Source organism: Streptomyces sp. SGAir0957, assembly GCF_043523415.1.
The window spans coordinates 4,798,309-4,820,360 of record NZ_CP027293.1 but is presented as its reverse complement, the minus strand read 5'-3'; the positions used below and the strand labels follow the sequence as shown (position 1 = coordinate 4,820,360).

The window sequence follows — 22,052 nt, the reverse complement described above, 5'->3', positions numbered from 1 at the left end:
CCCTGGTCAGCTTCTCCGCAGCCGCCCCTTCACCACCTTCCCGCTCGCGTTGCGCGGCAGTTCGGTGACGAACGCGACCTCCCTCGGCACCTTGTAGTTGGCCATCTCGCGGCGGGCCCAGGCGATGAGGTCGTCGCCGGTGAGGACGGCGTCGCGGCGGCGGACGACGTACGCCTTGCCGACCTCGCCGAGCCGCCCGTCCGGTATGCCGACGACCGCCACGTCGGCCACGTCGGGGTGCAGGCCGAGGAGTTGCTCGATCTCGGCGGGATAGGCGTTGAAGCCGCCGACGATGAACATGTCCTTGATCCGGTCGGTGATGCGGAGGTACCCGTCGGCGTCGAGGACGCCGACGTCGCCCGTGCGCAGCCAGCCGTCCGCCGTGATCGCCTCGGCCGTCGCCGCCGGGTCCTCGAAGTACTCGCGCATGACGTTGAAGCCGCGGACCAGCACCTCGCCCGGCTGCCCCGGCCCCGCCGACTCGATCCGGACCTCGGTGCCGGGGATGGCCCGCCCCGAGGTGGCCGCGATCCGCTCGGCCGGGTCGCCGCGCCGGCACATGCTGACGATGCCGCCGGCCTCGGAGAGCCCGTACGCGGTGAGCACGGTGTCGATGTGCAGCTCCCCGCGCAACCGCTCGACCAGGCGCAACGGCACGACCGCCGCCCCGGTGACGACGAGCCGCAGGGCCGACAGGTCGTGGGCGTCGCGGCCCGGGTGGTCGAGCAGCGACTGGTGGAGGGTGGGCGGCCCCGGGAGGACGGAGATGCGTTCGGCGGCGATGTTGGCGAGGACGGTGTCCACGTCGAAGACGGGCTGCGGGACCATCGTCGCCCCGCGCATCAGGCAGGCGATGATCCCGGCCTTGTAGCCGAAGGTGTGGAAGAAGGGGTTCACGATGAGATAGCGGTCGCCTTCGCGCAGGCCGGCGAGGTCGGACCAGATCGCGTAGCCGCGCAGCGTCTGCGCGTGCGTGATGACGGCGCCCTTGGGCCGCCCGGTGGTGCCCGAGGTGAAGATGATGTCGGAGGCGGAGGAGGGCGCGACGCGGGCGGAGCGTTCCCGCACCTCGGCGGCCGTCACCTTGTCCCCGGCGGCGAGGAACTCCTTCCAGCTCCGGTATCCGGGCACGTCGGGCGCGGTGTCGCCGAGCACCACCACCTGTTCGAGGTCCGGGAGCGCGGCCCCGGCCTGGTGGGCGCGGCGCAGCGAGGCGACGTACGACGTGCCGAGGAACGTTCCCGTGACGAAGAGCAGCCGGGCCCTCGACCCGGCCAGGACGTCGGCGGCCTCGGCGCCCTTGAACCGGGTGTTGAGGGGCACGAGGACGGCGCCGGAGGTGACGGCGCCGAGTGCGGAGACGATCCAGTCGAGGGTGTTCGGCGCCCAGATCGCGACGCGGTCGCCCGGTTCGATCCCGGCGGCGACGCAGGCGGCGGCGGACCGCTCGACGCGCTCGCCGAGGTCCGCGTACGTGATCCGGACGCGCCCGTCGACGACGGCCTCGCGCCCGCCGTACCGCGCCGCCGCGTCCCGTACGAGCTCGGGGATCGTCCTCCACCCGCCGTCGGTCTCCATCGCCCGCCGCCTTCCCGCACCACCCACGAACGCCGTAGCTGACTATCCGTCAGGTTAGCTGTAGCCTGACGCGCTGTCAGCAGACCGGGACCGGGCACAGGCAGAGGCGGGTACCCATGGCGCACACGACATCCGGCATTCCCAGCACCCTCGCGTCCGGCATCAAGGACGCGACGGCCGTCGTCGGCATCGGCCAGACCGCTTTCGCGAAGCATCTCCCCGAGTCGGAGAAGACGCTGGCGTGCCGTGCGATCCTCGCCGCTCTCGACGACGCGGGCATCGAGCCGTCCGAGGTCGACGGTCTCGCCTCGTACACGATGGAGGAGACGGACGAGGTCGAGATCGCGAAGGCGATCGGCGCGGGCGACGTCACGCACTTCAGCAAGGTCGGCTACGGCGGCGGCGGTTCCTGCGCGACCCTGACCCATCTCGCCTCGGCGATCGTCACCGGCCAGGCGAGCGTCGGCGTCGCGTGGCGCTCGCGCAAGCGGGGCAGCGGCCCCCGCCCGTGGAAGAACACCACGGTCCAACTCCCCACGCCCGCCCAGTGGACCCGCCCCTTCGGCCTGCTCCGCCCCGCCGACGAGATAGGCATGCTGGCCCGCCGCTACATGCACGAGTACGGGGCCACCCGCGACCACCTCTTCAACGTCGCCCTCGCCTGCCGCAACCGCGCCAACCAGAACCCCGCCGCGATGATGTACGAGCGCCCCCTCACCCGGGACATGTACATGAACGCCCGCTGGATCAGCGAGCCGCTCTGCCTCTACGACAACTGCCTGGAGACGGACGGGGCGCTGGCCTGCGTCGTGGTCTCCGCCGAACGGGCCCGCGACTGCCGTCAGAAGCCGGTCTACATCCACTCCGCCGCGCAAGGGTTGCCCGCCCAGCACCACGGCATGGTCAATTACTGGAACGACGACCCGCTCACCGGACCCGCCTGGACCGCCGCCCGCCACCTGTGGAAACAGGCGGACCTCACCCCCGAGGACGTCGACGTGGCCCAGATCTACGACGCGTTCACCCCGCTCATCCCGCTCTCCCTGGAGGGCTACGGCTTCTGCGGTCGCGGCGAGGGCGGCGCGTTCACCGCGGGCGGCGCCCTGGAGACGGGCGGCCGCCTCCCCCTCAACACGGCCGGCGGCGGCCTCTCGGAGGCCTACGTCCACGGCTTCAACCTGATCAACGAGGGCGTCAGACAACTCCGCGGCACCAGCACGGCCCAGGTCCCGAACGCCCGGACCTGCCTGGTGACAGCGGGCGAAGGGGTCCCCACGTCGGCGGTGTTGCTACGAGCCCCGTAGGGGCGCGGGGAACTGCGCGACCAGCCACGACGAATCCGCACCCGGCAGAGGACGGCACATGGCAGACGCGACGCGATCAGCCCTACTGACCCCCACCATGGACGACGACGGCGCCCCCTTCTGGGCCTACACAGCACGGCACGAACTAAGAATCCAGGCCTGCGCCAACCCCTCGTGCAAAGAGCTGCGCTTCCCCCCACGCCCCTGCTGCCCCACCTGCCATTCCTTCGACACCGAGTGGCACCGAATGAGCGGCCGGGGAAAGATCTGGTCCTACGTGATCCCGCACCCCCCGCTGCTCCCGGCGTACGCCGCCCAGGCCCCGTACAACGCGATCATCGTCGAACTGGCGGAAGCCCCCCGCATCCGCCTCGTCGGCAACCTGGTGGCCTCGCCGGACGCCCGCCTCGACTCGGTCGCCCCGGACCGCATCCGCATCGGCGCCCGCGTCCAGGTCGTCTTCACGGAGACCGACGGGATCACGCTCCCCCGCTGGGTCCTGGAACGCCCATGACCCTGCGCACGGAGAAGCACCAGGAGACAGGCGTGGCGGTGGTCACCCTGGACAGACCGGACCGCCTGAACGCGATCGACACGGCCCTGGCCACCGCACTACGAGCCGCCTGGCAGGGCTTCCGCTTCGACGACGACGTACGGGCCGTCGTCCTCACCGGCGCCGGGACCCGCGCGTTCTGCACGGGCATCGACCGCGACACGAACGTCCCGCAGCCGGGCTCCCCCTACTCCATGGACGACCCGCTCCTCTCCATCGGCCCCAAGGCGAACGACCTGTGGAAACCGGTGATCGCGGCGGTGACGGGCATGGCCTGCGGCGGGGCGTTCTACCTGCTCGGCGAGGCGGAGTTCGTGATCGCCGACGAGAGCGCCACATTCTTCGACCCGCACACCACGTACGGCATGGTCAGCGCGTACGAGTCGATGCACCTGGCCCAGCGGATGCCGCCCGGCGAGGTGGCCCGGCTCGCGCTCATGGGGAGCGCCGAGCGGATGTCCGCGCGGCGGGCGTACGAGACGGGCCTGGTCTCCGAGGTCACCGCGCCGGGCGCCGCCCTTGAGGCGGCGCTGCGGTGCGCCCGGACGATCGCCGGGTATCCGGCGGCGGCGGTGCAGGGGACGGTGCGGGCGGTGTGGGCGGCCACGGAGACCGCCCGCACCCACGCCTTCGCCCAGGCCCCGCACCTGATCGCGCTCGGCAACCTGCCGCCGGTGGAGCAGGAGCTACTGTTCCGCGCCCGCGGGCCCGGGAACCACCGGCTCCGATAGGGCTGCGTGCGGGGCTACGTGAACGCCTTGGGATCGACATCGCAGTGGTCGACGGCGCTGATCGACCCCCCTTGCCCGTCGTCGAAAGGTACCTTCACGGTCGCCTTGCCGTCGCCGCGGACCTTGACCTTCGCCCTCCCGGCGTCCACCTGGGTGTCCTGCGCGTCGCGGAAGATCACGAACACCTCGAACGTGTGAGTGCGGCTGTTCGGATTGGTGACCTCGACCGTGGCGTACGGCTGCCGCGCGGTCGCGCAGCGGACGAGCCGTGTCGTGCCCTCCTCCAGGGAGTCGTCGCCGCCGGACGCCGACGACGACGGCGTGGACCGATACCCCGGCCGCCGGGTGTAACCGCTGCCGCCCGATGCCGACGACGACCCCGATGAGTCGTCCCCGTAGGAGTAGTCGTCGTCATCGTACGTCGAGCCGGACGAGCCCGAAGAACCCCCGGAGCTGGACGAACTCGACGAACTGTCGTGATTCTGCGACGAGCTGCTGCACCCGCCGCCCCCGCCACCACTGTGCCCGTGCGAACCCCCGTGCCCCCGGCCGGTGGAGAAGCCCGTCAGGGCCAGCACCACCAGCGTCGCGACAGCTGTCAGCTTCATTCCCCGTTTCATCACGCGGGGAATCTACCCCCAGGAGCCTGCCGCGTGGCACCCCGCACGTGCCCGGCGTAGCGTCGGTGGGAGACCGAGGAGGCTGCTGATGATGCGCAACGTCGTCGGATCGGTTCTCGCCCTAGTCGGAGCGGCGCTGGCCGTCTGGAGCCCTTTCCGTGCCTGGAACGACGGGCGGCAGGGCCGCGCCTACCGGCTCCAGGAGCTGTTCGCGGGCGGCGGTGTCACGAGCGCCCGCGCCGAACTGTTCGGCTCGCTCTTCCTGCCGTTCGTGATCCTCGCGCTGGTCGCGCTCCTCGGCCTGGTGCTGCGCTCGCGGCTGGTCGTCGCGTTCGCCGGGGTCGTCGTGCTGGGGCTCACGGTGCTGTGGATGGTGCGCGTGGCCCAGGCCGAGGACCAGCTGGTCCTCACGGCGAACGGGAACGGGCTCGGTGACGGGGTCGCCGCCGCGCTCGGCGGTGGCGTGCTGCTGCTGCTCGGCGCGCTGGTGATGAGCGGCCGCCACCCGCACCACGGCCGCCACAGCCACGACGCCCCCGCCCAGGAGTACGAGGCCGGGGACGGCTACGAGGCTCCGCCGGCCTGGCATGACCAGCCGACGACGGCCCAGCCGCCCGTCACCTGGGGAAACGGCGTGCGCACCGCCTCCGGGACGTGGGGCCCCGCCGACCAGGACCGCGACGAACTCGACCGCACACAGAACCTGCCCCCTGTCACACCCACCACCGGCCCCAGCCCCGGCACGAGCACCGGCACCGGCACCGGCGACGAGGACCTGACCACGACGCAGCCCCAGCCCCGCGTCCGGCCCCCGCAGGGCGGCAGCACCCGGGGCGGCGGCTGAGGGGCGGCTAGCGGCTCGTCCCGGTCCCCTTCTCCGCGTCGAGCGCGTACACGCAGCGGTCCTTGCTGCACGCGTACACGACGCCGTCCCGCACGACCGGTGTCCCGGTGATCTCGCCACCGGTGGCGAGCTTCCACCGGAGCCGTCCGTCGTCGGCCTTCAGCGTGTAGAGCAGGTGGTCCGTCGAGCCGAAGTGGACGCGGCCGTCGGCGACGACCGGGGAGCCGACGATCTCGCCGCCCGCCTGGAACCGCCACTTCGGCGTCCCGGCGACGGCGTCCAGGGTGTAGAGGCCCTGCCCGCTGCCGACGTGGACGTGGCCGTGGGCGACGAGCACGGGGTCGATGGCCGTGGGCCGCGATTCCGTCGCGATGCGCCAGCGGTCGCGGCCGTCGGTGGCGTCGAGGGCGTAGACGGTGCCGAGGTGGTCGGCGAGGTAGACGCCGCCGCCGGTGACTGCGGGCCCGGGGGCGAAGGCGGGCGGCGACAGGAACACCGCGGGCGCCTCGAAGTGCCAGCGGACGTGCCCGGAGCCGACCTCGATGGCGAGGACGCGGGTGCCGGCGGAGACGTAGACGTAGCCGTCGGGGGCCGGGGTGAGGCGGACGGGGACGCCGCCGCAGGACGCCGCGTCGCCGATCGGGTACGACCAGCGCTCCTCGCCCGTGCGCGCTTCGAGGGCGCGCAGCCGGGCGTTCTGCCACACGTAGACCGTGCCGTCGTGGACGACGGGCCCGGCCTCGGGCGTCTCGAAGTCGGTCTGGCAGCCGGTGATCTCCCACAGCTTGTCGCCGGTGACGGCCTCGCGGGCCTGGACGCCGCCGCCGCGGGTGCCGGTGACGACGGTGCCCCGGTCGGCCTGGAGCGCGTAGACCCAGGCGTCGGTCTGCAGGCGCCACAGGTCGCCGCCCTCGCGGGCGTCGAGCGCCCAGAGGGTGGGGCCGTCGGAGGCGTGGATGCGGCCGTCGGCGACGGCCAGGGACCAGGCGACGTCGCGGGTCTTGAAGCGGCGCCGGCCGGTGGACACGTCGAGCGCGTGGACCTCGAAGGAGGTGACGTAGACGAGGTCACCGGCGACCTTCGGCGTCCCCCACACATCGTTCGACATGCGGAAACGCCAGGGGCGCCAGGCCGAGCCCTCCGCCTGGGCGGGCGGCGGCACGGCCGGGTCCTGCGTCCCGTTGACGGCGGGCGCGGCGGGTTTGGCGCGGGTCCAGGACGCGACGAGCCCGGACTCGGCCGGGGGCGCCTTCACGGCGGCGGCGCGGGCGTCGGCGACGCGCGGGCCGGGACCGATCGGCACCTGGGCCCCGGCGAGGCGGACCGGGCCGTCGGCGACGCCGGTCCCCGCGAAGGCCGGGGCGGGCTGCGCCAGGCCGTCGCTGGAGACGGGGCCGGGCGGCTGCGCGGGCATGGCGGGCACCCGGGCGCCGTGGCCCGGGGTGCGGCTCGGCTGGGGCTTGGCGATGGTGCGGACGCCGCGCCGCGCCTCGATCAGCGCGACGGAGCGCTCGGGCAGCCACGCCGACGCGGTACCGCTGTCGTCGCTGCCGGGCCCGAACAGGTGCGGGGCGAGCTGGGCCTGGAGGTCGGCGGGCGAGGGCCGCCGGGAGGCGTCCATCTGCATGCACGACTCGATGAGCGGCCGCAGCTCGGCGGGCAGCCCCTCCAGGTCGGGGCCTTCGCGCAGCAGCATGAAGACCGTCTCGACGGGGTTCGCGCCGTGGAAGGGCGCGTGCCCGGTGGCGGCGAAGACGAGGGTGGAGCCGAGCGAGAACACGTCGCTGGCGCCGGTGACGCTGCGGGAGTCCTTGGCCTGCTCGGGCGACATGTACGCGGGTGTGCCCACGGCCACGTTCGTCATGGTCAGGCGGGTGTTGGAGACGCCGGACGCGATGCCGAAGTCGATGACGCGCGGCCCGTCCTCGACGACGAGGACGTTGGACGGCTTGAGGTCGCGGTGGACGAGGCCCGCGCCGTGGATGGACTGGAGCGCCTCGGCGACGCCCGCCGCGAGCCAGCGCACGGCCTGGGCGGGCAGCGGCCCGCACTCATTCACTATCTCTTCGAGCGAGGGCGCGGGCACGTAGGCGGTGGCGAGCCACGGCACGGCGGCGCGCGGGTCGGCGTCGACGACGGCGGCCGTGTAGAAACCGGACACCGCGCGGGCCGCCTCGACCTCGCGGGTGAAGCGCACCCGGAACAGCTGGTCCTCGGCCAGTTCCGTGCGCACCGTCTTGATGGCCACGCGCCGGCCGGACGCCGAGCGTGCCAGATAGACCAGACCCATGCCGCCCGCACCGAGCCGTCCCAGCACCTCGAACGGACCGATCCTTCTCGGATCGTGCTGCGTCAGCTGATCCATCACTTGCCTGCCACCTCCCCGAGCGATGCCGGAACCCCCGGGTTTCCAGGTCCATCGCACATACGGCCCCCGTCAGCGTCTCACCACCGCAGCCCTACGGCGGCACGCACCCTGATTCTTCCTGCCGAAGGCCCCGGTGGCGAACCTGGGGGCAAATCGGGGTGTCCCGGCCGCGCGGAAGCGCTTCAGAACGGCCCGAGGAGCACGAAGTCCGTCCCCTGGTCGTCGGCGAGGACGGCGATGGGCCCGTACGGGGTCGGATGCGGCGCCACCCGGACGTGGCCGCCGAGCCGGACCGCCTCGGCGCAGCTGCCCGCGAGGTCGGCCGAGCCGAAGTACACCAGGAACCGTGCGGGCCACTCCGGGACCCGCCGCCGCCCGGCCCCGGGCGTCGCGCGCCCCGCCCCCGCCAGGGTCGCGGCCCGCCATGTGCGCAGGTCGGCGCCGCCGACGGGGGTGGCCTCGTAGCCGAGGGCGGCCGCGTAGAAGGCGTCGCTGAGGGCCGCCTCCGGGGTCCACAGCTCGGCCCGGCAGACGGCGCCCGGCGCCCCGGCCCGCTCGAATCCCTGGTGGCTGCCCGCCTGCCACAGCCCGAACACGGCGCCGTCGGGGCCCGCGGCGAGCGCGACGGTGGCGACGGTCCCGGCCGACGCGGGGCCCGACAGGAGGTATCCGCCGGCCGCGACGGTCCGCTCGGCTGCGGCGTAGGCGTCCCGCACCGCGAAGTGCACGGTCCAGCCGCGCCCGCCCGGGGCGAGGGCGGCGACGGCCAGGTCCTGGCTGTACGCCGCCGTGTAGTAGCCGCGCTCGGCGCCCGCGCCCTCGTCGAAGGTCCACCCGAAGAGGTCCCCGTAGAACCGCTTGCCCGCCTCGACGTCGGGCAGCCGGACGTCGGCCCAGCACGGGGCGCCTTCGGGGTGGTCCGGGTACATGACAGCACGCTAGCGAGGGGGCCCGTGGGCCCGTACTTGAGTTTCGAACCTCTGGCCATTTCCCGCCCCCTCAGGGGCCCCAACCCCATTTGCAGTCGGCCAGATCGCGCTCCGATCACCCCTCGGTAAGCTGACGGCATGACAGGACAAGTGCGTACCGTCGACGGCCGTGTGGCCGGACGGCGTGGTCAGGCAACACGTCAGAAGCTGCTCGACTGCCTCGGCGAGATGCTCAGCTCCTCGCCCTACCGGGACGTCAAAGTCATCGATGTGGCCCGGAAGGCAGGCACGTCCCCGGCGACGTTCTACCAGTACTTCCCGGACGTCGAGGGCGCCGTCCTGGAGATCGCCGAGCAAATGGCCACCGAGGGTGCCGGATTGACCGACCTGGTCGCCGACCGCTCGTGGGTCGGCAAGGCGGGCTGGGCGACCGCCCAGGAGCTGGTCGACGGCTTCCTGGAGTTCTGGCGCCGCAACGACGCGATCCTGCGCGTCGTCGACCTCGGCGCGGCCGAGGGCGACAAGCGCTTCTACAAGCTCCGTATGAAGATCCTCAACTCGGTCAACAACTCCCTTGCGGACGCGGTGAAGGAGTTGCAGGGCAAGGGCAAGGTCGACAAGGACGTGAGCCCGGCAGCGGTGGCCGGTTCGCTTGTCGCGATGCTCGCCGCCGTCGCCTCGCACCAGAAGGGCTTCCAGTCCTGGGGTGTGAAGCAGGCCGAACTGCGCCCGAACCTGGCGCTGTTGGTGTACCTGGGCGTGACGGGCAAGAAGCCCACGAGGTAACGCCCGCGCCACCCCCTTTTCCTCCCTTTCCCGGTCCTGTCGTGCGGCGGCGGTTCACGTGCGGTACGTGAACCGCCGCCGTTGCCCTTGGTCAGGCCCCCTTGGTCAGACCCCCTTGGTCAGGCCCTCGGACCCGGCCCGTCGCTCCAGCCGGAACAGCCGGATCTCCCGCTCCACCCGTGCCTGGTAGGCCGCGTACGGCGGCCAGAACTCCAGCGCGGCGGCCCACGCCTCCTCCCGCTCCCGGGAGTCGAGCAGCCGGGCCGTCACCGCGACGTCCGCGCCCCGCCAGCTGATCTCGGCGTCGGGATGCGCCAGCAGATTGGCGGTCCAGGCCGGATGCCCGGGACGCCCGAAGTTCGACCCGATCAGCAGCCAGGTCCCGCCGTCCTCGGGCATGCAGGCCAGCGGAGTACGCCGTACGATCCCGCTCCGCGCGCCCCGCACACTGAGCACGGTGCCCGGCAGCATCTCTGCGCTGAGCAGCACTTTCCCCCGGGTGAGGCGGTGCACGGCGCGGTCGAGCGCGGGGACGATATGCGGGGCGACGCGGCCGAAGACGCGGGTCGAGGACACCTTCTGGACGAACCGGACCCCGGCAGGCGCGGCCCTCACACGCCCACCCCCACCGGGCCCGCGAACAGCTCGGCGGCCTGCGCGGCCCGCGCCCGCAGCAGGTGCGCGGGCCCGAAGAGCAGCTCGTCCCCGGTGGCCCGCTTGAGATACAGGTGCGCGTCGTGCTCCCAGGTGAAGCCGATGCCGCCGTGCAGCTGGACGGCCTCGGCGGCGGCGGTCCGCAGCGCTTCGAGCCCCTGCGCCAGCGCGAGCCCGCCGACCCGCTCCCCGCTCCCGGCGCCCACGGCCCAGGCGGCGTAGTACGCGGCGGACCGCGCCGCCTGCACCTGTACGTACACGTCGGCGAGCCGGTGCTTGACCGCCTGGAACGAGCCGATGGGCCGCCCGAACTGCTCGCGCTCCTTGACGTACTCGACGGTCCGCTCCAGGGCCCGGTCCGCGGCGCCGACGGCCTCGGCGGCGAGCAGGGTGGCGACCCCGTCCCCGACGGCGGCGAGCGCCCCGGCGACCCCGCCGTCCTCACCGCCCAGCAACTCGGCGTCGACGTGCCGCAGTTCGACCCTGGCCCGCGGCCGCGTCTCGTCGAGCGAGGTCTGCCGCGTCCGTAGGAGGCCGGAGGCGTCGCCGGGGACGAGAAACAGCAGCGTGCGGGACCGGGCGAAGCCGCCGGTGTGCGCGGCGACGAGGAGCAGCCCGGCGCTGTGCCCGTCGAGCACCTGCTCGGCCTGCCCGTACAGCCGCCAGCTGGTGCCCCGCCGGGTGGCCTGGATGCCGCCCGCGCGACCGCCGCCCGCCCAGTCCCCCGCGTTGTCGGCGACGAGCCCGAGCGCGGTGGCGAGCCCGGTGCCGGGCACGGCGAGCGCGGCGGTCAGGCCGCCGTCGGCGATGCGCGGGAGCAGCGCGACCCGCTGCTCCTCGGTGCCGAGGGCGGTGATCAGCGGGGCGGCGAGGCCGCTGGTGGCGAGCAGCGGGGTCGGTGCGAGGACCCGGCCCAGCTCCTCCTCGACCAGGGCCAGCTCGGTGAGGGAGGCCCCGGCCCCGCCCTGCCGCTCCGGCAGCGCGAGCCCGGGGAGCCCGAGCCCGGCCCCGAGGGTGCCCCAGAGGGCGAGGTCGTGCCCGCAGGGGGTGCGGACAGCGGTTTTCACGTCGTCCGGGGTGCAGCGTGCGGTGGTGAGTTCGCGCAGGGTGCGACGGATCTCCTGCTGCTCCTCGGTGAAGCCGGCGTCCATGCGAGCCCCTCTCTGACGGCCCGTCATATTAAGGGCGCGAGCGCGGGATGCCCAGAGCCGGAACCATGAATCGCTGGGCGCCGCCACCCCCGTATCTGATGTACCGTCAGTTCTATGACCGGTGCCCCTCGCAAGGCCGCCATCACGGGCGTCGCCCTCTCCGACTGCGGCCGGGTGGACGAGGCCACCCCCTACACCCTGCACGCCCAGGCCGCGCGCCGCGCCCTCGCCGACGCGGGGATCGCCCTGGACGCCGTCGACGGGTTCGCGAGCGCGGGGCTCGGCACGCTCGCCCCGGTCGAGGTGGCCGAATACCTGGGGCTCCGCCCCCGCTGGGTCGACTCGACGTCGGTCGGCGGCGCCACCTGGGAGGTCATGGCGGCGCACGCGGCGGACGCGATCGCCGCCGGGCACGCCCGCGCCGTGCTGCTCGTCTACGGTTCGACGGCCCGGGCGGACGTCAAGGCGGGGCGGCGCACGGCGAACCTGTCGTTCGGGGCGCGCGGCCCGCTCCAGTTCGAGGTCCCGTACGGCCACACGCTCATCGCGAAGTACGCGATGGCGGCCCGGCGCCACATGCACGAGTACGGCACGACGCTCGAACAGCTGGCGCACGTGGCGGTCCAGGCGCGGCAGAACGCGTCCCGGAACCCCGACGCGATGTTCCGCGACCCCGTCACCGTCGACGACGTCCTGTCGGGCCCGATGATCGCGGACCCGTTCACCAAGCTGCACTGCTGCCTTCGCTCCGACGGCGGCGCGGCGGTACTGATGGTGGCGGAGGACCTCGTACCGGACTGCGCCAAGCCACCGGCCTGGATCCTGGGAACCGGCGAACACGTCTCGCACACCACGATGTCGCAGTGGGAGGACTTCACCGTCTCCCCGGCGGCCGTCAGCGGCCGGCTCGCCTTCGAACGGGCCGGTGTCACCCCGGCCGAGATCGACATAGCCGAGATCTACGACGCGTTCACGTACATGACGCTCGTGACGCTCGAAGACCTCGGCTTCTGCGCCAAGGGCGAGGGCGGCGCCTTCGTGGAGGGGGGCCGCCTGCGCCACGACGGCGCACTGCCGACCAACACCGACGGCGGCGGCCTCTCCGCCCAGCACCCCGGAATGCGCGGCCTCTTCCTGCTGGTGGAGGCGGTACGGCAACTGCGCGGCGAGGCGGGCGGCCACCAGGTGCGGCGCCCGGACGGCAGCGCCCCCGCACTGGCGGTGGCCTCCGGCACCGGCGGCTGGTTCTGCTCGGCGGGCACGGTGATTCTGGGCCGGGACTGACGGCGGACCCGTCGGCGCCACCGTCACCCGCCCCGCCCGGCTCACCCGCCGTACGGACGGCACCTGGACGACACCCGGCACGGCGGCGTCCCTGCCCGCGCCTGGACGCGGCCCCGCCAGCCACAATCGACGCATGGAACCGACACCGGACCCGCACCCGCGCCTGGAGCCCCTCCTGAGGTCCCTCCGCGTCTGGGACACGGAGCTGCCCGCCTTCGACCCGACGGCCACCCCCGGGGCACCGCTCCCGCTGTTCGCGGAGTGGTTCGCGGCGGCCGTCGCCGCGGGCCAGACCGAACCGCACACACCGACCCTGGCCACCACGGACGCCGACGGCCACCCCGACGCCCGTACGGTGATGCTGCACGGCGCCGACGCCCGCACCGTCCACTTCGCCTCGCACAACAGCAGCGCCAAGGGCCGCCAGCTCGCCGCGCACCCGTACGCCGCGCTGCACTTCTACTGGCCGGCGCAGGGCCGCCAGGTCCGGCTGCGCGGCCCGGTCCGCACCGCCCCCGCCGAGACCGCGCACGCGGACCTGCACGCCCGCTCGACCGGCGCCCTGGCCTCGGCCCTGACCGGCCACCAGAGCGAGCACCTGCCCTCCGTCGACGTCCTGGTACGCGCGTCGGAGGAGGCGTGGGACCGGGCGCGGCGGGAACCGGACGCGCCGGTGCCGTCGTGGACGGTGTACGAACTGGAGCCGCGGGAGGCGGAGTTCTTCCAGGGCGACGCGCGCCGCCGCCACGTACGCCTGAGGTACGCGCACACCGACGGGGCCTGGACGAAGGAGCTCCTCTGGCCCTGACCCGGTCCTCGGGCGCTCTCAGGCCGGCCGGAAGACGGGCACGGCGAACCCGCCCCGATCCCTCCGGAAGGCGACCCGCAGCTCCATCCCGACCCGCAGCTCCCCTTCCGGGCACTCCACGACCTCGGTCATCATCCGGGGCCCTTCGGCGAGGTCGACGACGGCGGCCACGTACGGGGTGCGTTCGCCGAAGGGCGGCAGGTCGTTGCGGTGGACCACGGACCAGGTGTAGAGGACGGCCCGCCCGTCGGCGGCCCGCCACCGGACCACCTCGGGGTCGTCGCTCCAGCAGTAGGGGCAGAACTCGCGGGGGTAGTGGTGCGCGCGCCCGCACGCGTCGCAGTGCCGCAGCAGCAACCGGCCCTCGGCGCAGGCGTCCCAGTAGGTCCGGGTGAAGGCGTCGGCCTCGGGAACGTCGAAGCGCGGCGCGGCGCCCATCAGAACAGCCCCAGCGCGGCGTCGAGCGACCAGCTCTGCCAGGACATGGCGAACAGCGCGACGACCGAGATGAGCGCCATCATCGCGTTCTGCCCCTGCTCGGCCCAGTCATGGATCATGAGCGTGAAGTACAGAAGGTTGAGCAGCAGCCCGCCCACGAGCGCGACAGGCGTCAGCAGTCCGAGCACGAGCCCGAGCCCCAGGGCCAGTTCGGCATAGACGACGACATACGCCATCGTCCTCGGCCGGGGCCGCACGACGACGTCGAACCCGCTGCGCACGGCGTTCCAGCGGTGTTGTCCCGCCACGTCGGCCGCCCACGCGATCCCGGTGCCGCGCTCGAGCCACCCCTTCTTGTCCTTGTGCCGCCAGCTCTCCAGCCACCACAGACCGAGGCCGATACGGAGCACGGCGAACCATTCGGCGCCGCTGAGCCCTATCGCGTCCATGCGCGTCAGCCCCCTCCCGCCCTTCCGCGAACCACATTCCTGACGGTACGTCAGTTCAGCGCACGGGCGCCGCGCACGCAAGAGCCCGCACCCGCACCACACGCCGCCCGCCCTTCCCCGTGATCGATTCGCAACCGATTCCGGTCTCGCCCGAGACCCACCAAGTGACCGCGCGATTACGCTCCCGCACATGACCGCCCCCACACCCCCACAGGCCGCCCGCAGCCATGAACGTCCGCCCGTGTACGTGATCGGCGGCGGACCAGGCGGCCTGGCGGCGGCGGCAGAGCTGAAGGCGCACGGCGTCCGGGCCGTCGTCCTGGAGAAGTCCGACCGGGTCGGCGCCTCCTGGCGCCGCCACTACGACCGCCTCCACCTGCACACCACGCGCCGCCTCTCCGCCCTCCCCGGCCTGCCGATGCCGCGCCGTTTCGGCCGCTGGGTGTCGCGCGACGACGTCGTGCGCTACCTGGAGAAGTACGCCGAGCACCACGACCTGGAGGTGGTGACCGGGGTCGAGGTCACCGGCGTCGACCGGGCGCCCGACGGCGCCGGATGGCTGCTGCACGCGACCGGCGGCCGCGAGCTGACGGCGACCGCCGTGGTGATCGCCACCGGCTACAACCACACCCCGCGCCTGCCCGCCTGGCCGGGCGCCGACACGTACCCGGGCAGGCTCCTGCACGCGAGCGAGTACCGCGCGCCCGGCCCGTACGCGGGTCAGGACGTGCTCGTCGTCGGCGTCGGCAACACCGGGGCCGAGATCGCCGTCGACCTGGCGGAGGGCGGCGCCGCGCGCGTCCGCCTGGCCGTGCGCACCGCGCCGCACATCGTGCGCCGCTCCACGTTCGGCTGGCCGGCCCAGCGCACCGGCATCCTCTGCCGCCGCCTGCCGGTACGACTCGTCGACCGGATGGCCCGCCCGCTGGCGAAGCTGAGCGTGCCGGACCTGTCGGCGCGGGGGCTGGCGCGCCCGGAGACGGGCCTGTACTCACGGGCCCGCGCGGGCGCCATCCCGGTGCAGGACGTGGGCCTCATCGCGGCGGTGCGCGCGGGCAAGGTAGAACCCGTGGCGGCGGTCGAGTCGTTCGAGGGCGCGGAGGTGGTCCTCGCCGACGGCACCCGCGCGACCCCGGACGCGGTGATCGCGGCGACGGGCTACGACCACGGCCTGCACCACCTGGTGGGCCACCTGGACGTCCTGGACCCGGTGACCGGCCGCCCCCGCCCGCACGGCCGCCGCACCCTCCCGTCGGCGCCCGGCCTCTACTTCACCGGCTACACGAACCCGATCAGCGGGATGCTCCGCGAGCTGGCCCTGGACGCGGAGCGGATAGGCAGGGCACTGGCGAAGACACCGCGCTAGAGCGACCGGCTCCCGCCTCCCCGGCCGGGCGACAGCCTTTGCCTGCACACCTGTTCCTGACGGAGCGTCAGTTCAGTAACCTGACTGGGCGTCAGTTACTTCGTGTTGTCGCTGTCACACAGGAGCGGGCGGACCGATGCTTGGATCGACTTACGGCACCCTGACCACCGACTCCCGCCGGGCCCGCGTCATCGCCTGCGGTGAGCACCCCGGCCCCGCCGTGCACGGCAGAACGGGCACCGACGACCGCGACGTGAGCGGCCGCCCGCTGCACGCCGACGTACCCGACCTGGACCGCTTCTTCCGCCCCGAGACCGTGGCCGTCGTCGGGGCGTCGGACGCCGAGGGCCGCCCGCACACGGGGATCACGCGGCAGCTGAAGCGCTGGGCGGAGCGGGTGGGCGCGCGCCTGTACCCGGTGCACCCGACGCGCGAGACGGTCTTCGGCCTGCCCTGCTTCCCGTCCGTGCGGGACCTGCCGGTCCAGGTGGACCTGGCGGTGCTCCTGATGGCGGACCCGCTGCCGGTGATCGGGCAACTGGCGGACGCGAAGGTGAAGTACGCGGTGGCCTTCGCGTCGGGGTTCGCGGAGACGGGCGAGGAGGGCGCGGCGGCCCAGGAGCGGCTGGCGGAAGCGGTCGCCCGCTCGGGGATGCGCCTCCTGGGCCCGAACACCAACCTGAACGCCTTCGAGCACTTCCGCGAGGATCTCGACGGCCCGGCGATCGCGCTGATCACACAGTCCGGCCACCAGGGCCGCCCCGTCTTCGCCCTCCAGGAGCTGGGCATCCGCCTCTCCCACTGGGCCCCGACGGGCAACGAGGCCGATCTGGAGACGGCCGACTTCATCCAGTACTTCGCACGCAGGCCCGAGGTGGGCGCGATAGCCGCGTACATAGAGGGCCTGAAGGACGGCCGCGCGTTCCTGCTGGCCGCCGACCGGGCCGCGCGCGAGGGCGTGCCCGTGGTGGCGGTGAAGGTGGGCCGCACGGAGACGGGCGCCCGCACGGCCGCCTCGCACACCGGAAAGCTCACGGGCGCGGACGCGGTGGTGGACGCGGCGATGCGCCAGTTCGGCGTGGTGCGCGTGGACGGCCTGGACGAACTCCAGGACACGGCGGCGCTCCTGGCCCGCGCGCGGGCGCCGCGGGCGGAGGGCGTGGCGGTGTACTCGATCTCGGGCGGTACGGGGGCCCACTTCGCGGACCTGGCGACGGCGGCGGGCCTGCACCTCCCGCCCCTCTCGGAGCAGAAGCAGGCGGAGCTGCACGCGTGGATCCCCGACTACCTGAACGTGGCGAACCCGGTGGACAACGGCGGCCACCCGGTCGGCGACCGGCGCGGCCGCAAGATCATCGACGCGATCCTCGCGGACCCCTCCATCGGCGTCCTGATCTGCCCCATCACGGGCCCCTTCCCCCCGATGAGCGACAAACTGGCGCAGGACCTCGTGGAAGCGGCGGAGCACACGGACAAACTGATCTGCGTCGTCTGGGGCTCCCCGGTGGGCACCGAACCCGCCTACCGGGAGACACTCCTGGCCTCCTCCCGGCTGGCGACCTTCCGCACGTTCGCCAACTGCATCACAGCGGTCCGCGCCCACCTGGCCCATCACCGCTTCAAGGCCACCTACCGCTCCCCCTTCGACGAGGCGCCGCGCACCCCGTCCCCCTCCTTCCGCAAGGCGCAGGCCCTGATGCGCCCCGGCAGGCAGCTCAGCGAGCACGCGGCGAAACAACTGCTGCGGGCGTACGGCATCCGCGTACCGCGCGAGCAGCTGGTGACCAGCGCGGCGGCGGCCGTGCGCGCCGCCTCCCTGGTCGGCTACCCGGTGGTGATGAAGGCCTCGGCGCCCCAGCTGGCGCACAAGTCGGAGTTGGGCCTGGTCAAGATCGGCCTGACCTCGGCGAGCCAGGTCAGGGACACCTACCGCGACCTGACCGACATCGCCCGCTACGAGGGCATCGACCTGGACGGCGTGCTGGTCTGCCAGATGGTCGAGCGCGGCGTGGAGATGGTCGTAGGGGTGACGAGAGACGACCTGTTCGGCCCGACGGTGACGGTGGGCCTGGGCGGCGTACTCGTAGAGGTCCTGCGGGACACGGCGGTGTGCGTACCCCCCTTCACGGAGCACCAGGCACGAGCCGCCCTCGACCGGTTGCGCGGCCGCGCCCTCCTCGACGGGGTGCGAGGAGCGCCGCCCGCCGACCTGGACGCACTGGTCGAGGTGGTCCTGCGCGTCCAGCGCATGGCCCTGGAGCTGGGCGACGACCTGGCGGAGCTGGACATCAACCCGCTGATGGTCCTGGAACGCGGCCAGGGAGCGGTGGCCCTGGACGCCCTGGCCGTCTGCCACTGACCGGGAGCGCACCGATGCGGCCGACCGTCCTGCACACCACGGAGAACAACGTCTCCTGGATCACGCTGAACCGCCCGGAGGCCATGAACGCGCTCACCTGGTCCCAGCGCGAACGCGTCATAGAACTCCTGGAGGAGGCCTCCGCGACCCCCGCCGTCCGTGCCGTGGTCCTGACGGCGACGGGCAAGGGCTTCTGCGCGGGCGCGGACCTGCGCGACACCCCACCGACGACCGGGCCACGCGTCACCGGCGACGTCTCCCGCACGATCCGCCAGGGGGCCCAGCGCCTGATCGCCGCGGTGCTCGACTGCGAGAAGCCGGTGACAGCGGCGGTCAACGGCACGGCGGCCGGCCTGGGCGCGCACCTGGCGCTCGCCTGTGACCTGGTCCTGGCGGCGGAGTCGGCCCGTTTCATCGAGGTCTTCGTCCGCCGCGGCCTGGTCCCGGACGGCGGCGGCGCCTACCTCCTCCCCCGCCTCATAGGCCCCCACCGCGCCAAGGAACTGATGTTCTTCGGCGACGCGTTACCGGCAGCGGACGCGGAACGACTGGGCCTGGTCAACAGGGTGGTACCGGACGAAGACCTCCCGCGGACGGCACGTGAGTGGGCCGAACGCCTGGCGAAGGGCCCGACCCGCGCCCTGTCCCTGACCAAGCAACTGATCAACGCGTCCCTGGCCACGGACCGGGCCACGGCGTTCGCGGCGGAGGCGACGGCGCAGGAGCTGAACATGGGAACCCACGACGCGAACGAGGGCGTGGCAAGCTTCAGGGACCGCCGCGCCCCCCACTTCGAGGGCCGCTGAATCTCTCGTCGCGACGCCCCTTCCCATCTGACGCTCCGTCAGCTCTACTGCTGGACATGATGGGACATGCGGGTATGGCGGCCACGGTCGTCCGCTACCTCAGGTCGGTCGGCTCCCCCACGACGGCGGGCCCGGTGGACGCCCTCCCCCGCCCCGACCTGAGAGCGGTGGGCGACGACGAACGGCTCCCGGTCGACCCGGCCGAGTTCCGCCGGGTGCTCGGCACCTTCGCGACGGGCGTCACGATCATCACGGCGGCCGTCCCCGGGGAGGGCCCGGCCGGTTTCGCCTGCCAGTCCTTCGCGTCGCTCTCCCTGGACCCGCCCCTGGTGGCGTTCATGGTGGCGCGCACCTCCACGACATGGCCGCGGATCGCCCGCGCCGGCGTCTTCTGCGTCAACGTACTCAGCGCGAACCAGGACGAACTGTGCCGCGCCTTCGCCGTCAGCGGGGCGGACAAGTACGCGGGGGTCGGCCACAGCGCGGCGCCGGTGTCGGGCTCACCGCGCCTGGACGGGGCGGCGGCGTGGATCGACTGCGCGATCCACGCGGTCCACACGGGCGGCGACCACCTGATCGTGGTGGGCAGGGTGACGGCCCTGGGCACCCACGCGGAGGACCGCACCCCGCTCCTGTTCCACCGGGGCCGCTTCAAGCACCTAAGCGACTGACGACGAGCGCCCCCGCCGGACGACGAGCGACATGAGAGCGGCAACAGCGCACAAAGCACCGGCGCCGTACCACACCACGTCGTACGAGCCGAAGGCGTCCCGCGCAAGCCCCCCGAGAAAGGCGACCACCGCGGCCCCCACCTGATGGGAGGCGAGCACCCACCCGAAGACGATGGCGCTGTCCTCCCCGTAGTGCTCACGGCACAGGGCGATGGTGGGCGGCACGGTGGCGACCCAGTCGAGCCCGTAGAAGACGACGAAGAAGACCATGGGCGGATGGACGCTGGGCGCCAGCAGAACGGGCAGGAACAGCAAGGAGATCCCGCGCAGCGCGTAATACCCGGCGAGCAGCCGCCGCGCGTCGAACCGGTCGGTGAACCAGCCGGACGCGACGGTGCCGACGATGTCGAAGACACCGATGACGGCGAGCAGCGAGGCGGCCGCGGGCACGGGCATGCCGTGATCGTGGGCGGCGGGCACGAAGTGCGTCTTGACGAGCCCGTTGGTGGAGGCGCCGCAGATGGCGAAGGCCCCCGCAAGCAGCCAGAACGGCCCGGTGCGCGCGGCCTTGACGAGAACGGTGACGGCACGCCGGGCGGCCCCCGTGACGGGAGCGGGCTTGGCCACGAACTCAAGAGAACCGTACGGCGCGAGCCCCACATCAGCAGGGTGGTCCCGCAGAAGCAGCCAGACGAACGGCACCACGGAGAGAGCCGCGAGGGCGACGGTGACGGCGGCGGGCCGCCACTGATGCTCCTCGACGATCCAGGCGAGCAAGGGCAGAAAGACAAGCTGCCCGGAGGCCCCGGCAGCAGTCAACAACCCCGTCACAAGTCCACGCCGGGCGACGAACCACCGATGGGTGACAGTGGCGGCAAAGGCAAGGGCCATGGCCCCGCTCCCCAGCCCGACCAGCACCCCCCAATACAGGACGAGCTGCCAGGCGGCACTCATCCAGACAGTCAGCAACGACCCGCCGGCGATGACGACGAGGGCGACGGCGACAACCCTCCGGATGCCGAAGCGGTCCATGAGGGCGGCGGCGAACGGGGCGGTGACCCCGTACAGGGCGAGGTTCACGGAGACGGCGAACCCGATGGTCCCCCGGGACCAGCCGAAGTCGTCGTGGAAGGGCTCGATGAGGAGACCGGGCAGGGAGGCGAAGGCGGCGGCACCGATGATCGTCACGAAGGTGACGGCGGCGACGGCCCAGGCACGGTGGGGCCGCCGGCGTCGAGGGGGAGACGGGGCGAGGGAAGCGGATGGCGTCTGCGTCGTCACAGCCCGAGAATCCACCACCGCCCGCCTCGGATCGAGTGGCCCGACTGCCACCCTTCGCTAGGATCGGGCCATGCATCGCGTAGCAGTCCTGGCCCTGGACGGAGTGATCCCGTTCGAACTGGGCATTCCCCAGCGCATCTTCGGCCGCGCGAGAACAGCCGACGGCGCCCCCGCCTACTCGGTCATCACCTGCGCGGTCCGCGAGCCGGGCCCGGTGATGACGGACGCCGACTTCGCGATCCTCCTGGAACACGGCCCCGAAGCCCTGGCGACGGCGGACACGGTGATCATCCCGGCCTCCTACGAACTGGGCGAGGTCTACGAGGAGGGCCGTCTGACCCCGGACCTCACCAAAGCATTCGCCCACATCCGCCCGGGCACCCGCCTGGTGTCGATCTGCACGGGCAGCTGGGTCCTGGCCGCGGCGGGCCACCTGGACAACCGCCCGGCGACGACACACTGGGCGGACGCGGCCGCCTTCCAGCGCATGTTCCCGGCGGTCCGGGTCGACCCGGACGTCCTCTTCATCGACGACGGGGACGTCCTGACCTCAGCCGGAGTGGCCGCGGGCATCGACCTGTGCCTTCACATCGTGCGCCGCGACCACGGGGCGGCCGTCGCCAACGACGTGGCCCGCCGCACAGTGGTGCCGCCCCACAGAGACGGCGGCCAGGCCCAGTTCATCCAACGCCCGGTCCCGGAACCACACGCGACGACCACCACCAGGGCCCGATCATGGGCCCTGGCACACCTCCACGACCCCATCCAGCTGCGCGACATGGCGGACCAGGAGTCGATGTCGGTCCGCACGTTCACCCGCCGCTTCCGCGAGGAGACCGGCATCAGCCCCGGCCAGTGGCTCACCCAGCAACGCGTGGAACGGGCCCGCCACCTCCTGGAGACCTCGGCCCTCTCCATCGACCAGGTGGCACGCGACGCCGGCTTCGGCACGCCCCAGTCGATGCGCCAGCACCTACAGGCAGCACTGGGAGTGACGCCGACGACCTACCGCAGAACGTTCCGGGCGACAGCGAGCGCCTGAAGCCACCCACCGGCGCGAGGCCGCGTACGA

The 22,052-nt window shown here is 73.1% G+C and carries 21 protein-coding genes; 12 read left to right on the top strand and 9 right to left on the bottom strand.

Features of this window, described 5'->3' with window-relative positions:
* Nucleotides 1-6: 6 nt before the first annotated feature.
* Nucleotides 7-1,578 (bottom strand): FadD3 family acyl-CoA ligase, encoded by a 1,572-nt coding sequence (locus C1N81_RS26485; RefSeq protein WP_394433164.1) that lies wholly within the window; start codon nucleotides 1,576-1,578, stop codon nucleotides 7-9.
* Nucleotides 1,579-1,694: 116 nt separating this feature from the next.
* Between C1N81_RS26485 and C1N81_RS26480 the strand changes: the two genes are divergently transcribed.
* From C1N81_RS26480 to C1N81_RS26470, 3 genes are read left to right on the top strand one after another with little or no spacing between them, the layout of a single operon-like run.
* Nucleotides 1,695-2,882: a lipid-transfer protein gene (locus C1N81_RS26480; RefSeq protein WP_394433162.1), complete on the top strand. Its 1,188-nt coding sequence runs from the start codon at nucleotides 1,695-1,697 to the stop codon at nucleotides 2,880-2,882.
* A 58-nt stretch (nucleotides 2,883-2,940) separates the two neighbouring features.
* The gene (locus C1N81_RS26475; protein ID WP_394433160.1) at nucleotides 2,941-3,396 is read left to right on the top strand and encodes a Zn-ribbon domain-containing OB-fold protein; all 456 of its coding nucleotides are present in this window, start codon (nucleotides 2,941-2,943) and stop codon (nucleotides 3,394-3,396) included.
* Nucleotides 3,393-4,166, top strand: coding sequence for an enoyl-CoA hydratase/isomerase family protein (locus C1N81_RS26470; protein WP_394433158.1), 774 nt, complete (start codon nucleotides 3,393-3,395; stop codon nucleotides 4,164-4,166). The genes C1N81_RS26475 and C1N81_RS26470 overlap by 4 nt, the downstream gene beginning before the upstream one ends.
* A gap of 14 nt (nucleotides 4,167-4,180) precedes the next feature.
* On the opposite strand, the gene C1N81_RS26465 is transcribed toward C1N81_RS26470, so the two are convergent.
* Nucleotides 4,181-4,774, bottom strand: coding sequence for a hypothetical protein (locus tag C1N81_RS26465; RefSeq protein WP_394433156.1), 594 nt, complete (start codon nucleotides 4,772-4,774; stop codon nucleotides 4,181-4,183).
* Nucleotides 4,775-4,874: 100 nt separating this feature from the next.
* Here C1N81_RS26465 and C1N81_RS26460 point away from each other — a divergent pair, with 100 nt between their 5' ends.
* Nucleotides 4,875-5,630, top strand: a complete 756-nt coding sequence (locus C1N81_RS26460) for a hypothetical protein (protein WP_394433155.1) — start codon at nucleotides 4,875-4,877, stop codon at nucleotides 5,628-5,630.
* A 7-nt stretch (nucleotides 5,631-5,637) separates the two neighbouring features.
* Here the strand turns inward: C1N81_RS26460 and C1N81_RS26455 are convergent, their stop codons facing one another.
* A complete protein-coding gene (locus tag C1N81_RS26455) occupies nucleotides 5,638-7,998 on the bottom strand; it encodes an outer membrane protein assembly factor BamB family protein (RefSeq protein WP_394433153.1) in 2,361 nt (786 codons plus the stop codon).
* 182 nt (nucleotides 7,999-8,180) lie between these two features.
* Entirely contained in the window at nucleotides 8,181-8,927 is a 747-nt protein-coding gene (locus C1N81_RS26450) for a VOC family protein (protein ID WP_394433151.1), read from the bottom strand.
* A 138-nt stretch (nucleotides 8,928-9,065) separates the two neighbouring features.
* Between C1N81_RS26450 and C1N81_RS26445 the strand changes: the two genes are divergently transcribed.
* Nucleotides 9,066-9,713, top strand: coding sequence for a TetR family transcriptional regulator (locus C1N81_RS26445; RefSeq protein ID WP_394433149.1), 648 nt, complete (start codon nucleotides 9,066-9,068; stop codon nucleotides 9,711-9,713).
* A gap of 105 nt (nucleotides 9,714-9,818) precedes the next feature.
* Here the strand turns inward: C1N81_RS26445 and C1N81_RS26440 are convergent, their stop codons facing one another.
* Both C1N81_RS26440 and C1N81_RS26435 read right to left on the bottom strand, forming a co-directional pair.
* Nucleotides 9,819-10,328, bottom strand: a complete 510-nt coding sequence (locus C1N81_RS26440) for a nitroreductase family deazaflavin-dependent oxidoreductase (protein ID WP_394433147.1) — start codon at nucleotides 10,326-10,328, stop codon at nucleotides 9,819-9,821.
* Nucleotides 10,325-11,518: an acyl-CoA dehydrogenase family protein gene (locus C1N81_RS26435; RefSeq protein ID WP_394433145.1), complete on the bottom strand. Its 1,194-nt coding sequence runs from the start codon at nucleotides 11,516-11,518 to the stop codon at nucleotides 10,325-10,327. The genes C1N81_RS26440 and C1N81_RS26435 overlap by 4 nt, the downstream gene beginning before the upstream one ends.
* 114 nt (nucleotides 11,519-11,632) lie before the next feature.
* Between C1N81_RS26435 and C1N81_RS26430 the strand changes: the two genes are divergently transcribed.
* Nucleotides 11,633-12,802 carry a thiolase C-terminal domain-containing protein gene (locus tag C1N81_RS26430; RefSeq protein ID WP_394433143.1) on the top strand — a complete coding sequence of 390 codons (1,170 nt, stop codon included), beginning with the start codon at nucleotides 11,633-11,635 and terminating at the stop codon, nucleotides 12,800-12,802.
* 133 nt (nucleotides 12,803-12,935) lie between these two features.
* Complete coding sequence (locus tag C1N81_RS26425) at nucleotides 12,936-13,610, top strand: pyridoxine/pyridoxamine 5'-phosphate oxidase (RefSeq protein WP_394433141.1); 675 nt, start codon at nucleotides 12,936-12,938, stop codon at nucleotides 13,608-13,610.
* Nucleotides 13,611-13,628: 18 nt separating this feature from the next.
* Here C1N81_RS26425 and C1N81_RS26420 read toward each other — a convergent pair whose 3' ends face one another.
* Together C1N81_RS26420 and C1N81_RS26415 are read right to left on the bottom strand one after the other, a co-directional pair.
* A complete protein-coding gene (locus C1N81_RS26420; protein ID WP_394433139.1) occupies nucleotides 13,629-14,048 on the bottom strand; it encodes a Zn-ribbon domain-containing OB-fold protein in 420 nt (139 codons plus the stop codon).
* Entirely contained in the window at nucleotides 14,048-14,497 is a 450-nt protein-coding gene (locus tag C1N81_RS26415; protein WP_394433137.1) for a DoxX family protein, read from the bottom strand. Before C1N81_RS26415 ends, C1N81_RS26420 begins: the two co-directional genes overlap by 1 nt.
* Before the next feature lie 190 nt (nucleotides 14,498-14,687).
* Between C1N81_RS26415 and C1N81_RS26410 the strand changes: the two genes are divergently transcribed.
* The 4 genes from C1N81_RS26410 to C1N81_RS26395 all read left to right on the top strand — a co-directional run bounded on the left by C1N81_RS26410 (nucleotide 14,688) and on the right by C1N81_RS26395 (nucleotide 19,699).
* A complete protein-coding gene (locus tag C1N81_RS26410) occupies nucleotides 14,688-15,863 on the top strand; it encodes a flavin-containing monooxygenase (RefSeq protein WP_394433135.1) in 1,176 nt (391 codons plus the stop codon).
* A 136-nt stretch (nucleotides 15,864-15,999) separates the two neighbouring features.
* Complete coding sequence (locus C1N81_RS26405; protein ID WP_394433133.1) at nucleotides 16,000-18,222, top strand: acetate--CoA ligase family protein; 2,223 nt, start codon at nucleotides 16,000-16,002, stop codon at nucleotides 18,220-18,222.
* Between the two features lie 14 nt (nucleotides 18,223-18,236).
* Nucleotides 18,237-19,028, top strand: a complete 792-nt coding sequence (locus tag C1N81_RS26400; RefSeq protein WP_394433131.1) for an enoyl-CoA hydratase/isomerase family protein — start codon at nucleotides 18,237-18,239, stop codon at nucleotides 19,026-19,028.
* 59 nt (nucleotides 19,029-19,087) lie between these two features.
* On the top strand, nucleotides 19,088-19,699 hold the full coding sequence (locus tag C1N81_RS26395) for a flavin reductase family protein (protein ID WP_394438243.1): 612 nt from the start codon (nucleotides 19,088-19,090) through the stop codon (nucleotides 19,697-19,699).
* On the opposite strand, the gene C1N81_RS26390 is transcribed toward C1N81_RS26395, so the two are convergent.
* Nucleotides 19,688-20,980 (bottom strand): MFS transporter, encoded by a 1,293-nt coding sequence (locus C1N81_RS26390; RefSeq protein ID WP_394433129.1) that lies wholly within the window; start codon nucleotides 20,978-20,980, stop codon nucleotides 19,688-19,690. The genes C1N81_RS26395 and C1N81_RS26390 overlap by 12 nt on opposite strands.
* A gap of 70 nt (nucleotides 20,981-21,050) precedes the next feature.
* Between C1N81_RS26390 and C1N81_RS26385 the strand changes: the two genes are divergently transcribed.
* Nucleotides 21,051-22,022 carry a GlxA family transcriptional regulator gene (locus C1N81_RS26385; protein ID WP_394433127.1) on the top strand — a complete coding sequence of 324 codons (972 nt, stop codon included), beginning with the start codon at nucleotides 21,051-21,053 and terminating at the stop codon, nucleotides 22,020-22,022.
* Nucleotides 22,023-22,052 lie beyond the last annotated feature (30 nt).

What these genes read in the sequence shown, in the direction of transcription:
- C1N81_RS26445 (WP_394433149.1), top strand. Translation starts at nt 9,066, where the DNA reads ATGACAGGACAAGTGCGTACCGTCGACGGCCGTGTGGCCGGACGGCGT.
- C1N81_RS26395 (WP_394438243.1), top strand. Translation starts at nt 19,088, where the DNA reads ATGGGACATGCGGGTATGGCGGCCACGGTCGTCCGCTACCTCAGGTCG.
- C1N81_RS26450 (WP_394433151.1), bottom strand. Translation starts at nt 8,927, where the DNA reads ATGTACCCGGACCACCCCGAAGGCGCCCCGTGCTGGGCCGACGTCCGG.
- C1N81_RS26430 (WP_394433143.1), top strand. Translation starts at nt 11,633, where the DNA reads ATGACCGGTGCCCCTCGCAAGGCCGCCATCACGGGCGTCGCCCTCTCC.
- C1N81_RS26405 (WP_394433133.1), top strand. Translation starts at nt 16,000, where the DNA reads ATGCTTGGATCGACTTACGGCACCCTGACCACCGACTCCCGCCGGGCC.
- C1N81_RS26475 (WP_394433160.1), top strand. Translation starts at nt 2,941, where the DNA reads ATGGCAGACGCGACGCGATCAGCCCTACTGACCCCCACCATGGACGAC.
- C1N81_RS26415 (WP_394433137.1), bottom strand. Translation starts at nt 14,497, where the DNA reads ATGGACGCGATAGGGCTCAGCGGCGCCGAATGGTTCGCCGTGCTCCGT.
- C1N81_RS26465 (WP_394433156.1), bottom strand. Translation starts at nt 4,774, where the DNA reads ATGAAGCTGACAGCTGTCGCGACGCTGGTGGTGCTGGCCCTGACGGGC.
- C1N81_RS26460 (WP_394433155.1), top strand. Translation starts at nt 4,875, where the DNA reads ATGATGCGCAACGTCGTCGGATCGGTTCTCGCCCTAGTCGGAGCGGCG.
- C1N81_RS26400 (WP_394433131.1), top strand. Translation starts at nt 18,237, where the DNA reads ATGCGGCCGACCGTCCTGCACACCACGGAGAACAACGTCTCCTGGATC.
- C1N81_RS26485 (WP_394433164.1), bottom strand. Translation starts at nt 1,578, where the DNA reads ATGGAGACCGACGGCGGGTGGAGGACGATCCCCGAGCTCGTACGGGAC.
- C1N81_RS26410 (WP_394433135.1), top strand. Translation starts at nt 14,688, where the DNA reads ATGACCGCCCCCACACCCCCACAGGCCGCCCGCAGCCATGAACGTCCG.
- C1N81_RS26435 (WP_394433145.1), bottom strand. Translation starts at nt 11,518, where the DNA reads ATGGACGCCGGCTTCACCGAGGAGCAGCAGGAGATCCGTCGCACCCTG.
- C1N81_RS26425 (WP_394433141.1), top strand. Translation starts at nt 12,936, where the DNA reads ATGGAACCGACACCGGACCCGCACCCGCGCCTGGAGCCCCTCCTGAGG.
- C1N81_RS26470 (WP_394433158.1), top strand. Translation starts at nt 3,393, where the DNA reads ATGACCCTGCGCACGGAGAAGCACCAGGAGACAGGCGTGGCGGTGGTC.
- C1N81_RS26420 (WP_394433139.1), bottom strand. Translation starts at nt 14,048, where the DNA reads ATGGGCGCCGCGCCGCGCTTCGACGTTCCCGAGGCCGACGCCTTCACC.
- C1N81_RS26385 (WP_394433127.1), top strand. Translation starts at nt 21,051, where the DNA reads ATGCATCGCGTAGCAGTCCTGGCCCTGGACGGAGTGATCCCGTTCGAA.
- C1N81_RS26480 (WP_394433162.1), top strand. Translation starts at nt 1,695, where the DNA reads ATGGCGCACACGACATCCGGCATTCCCAGCACCCTCGCGTCCGGCATC.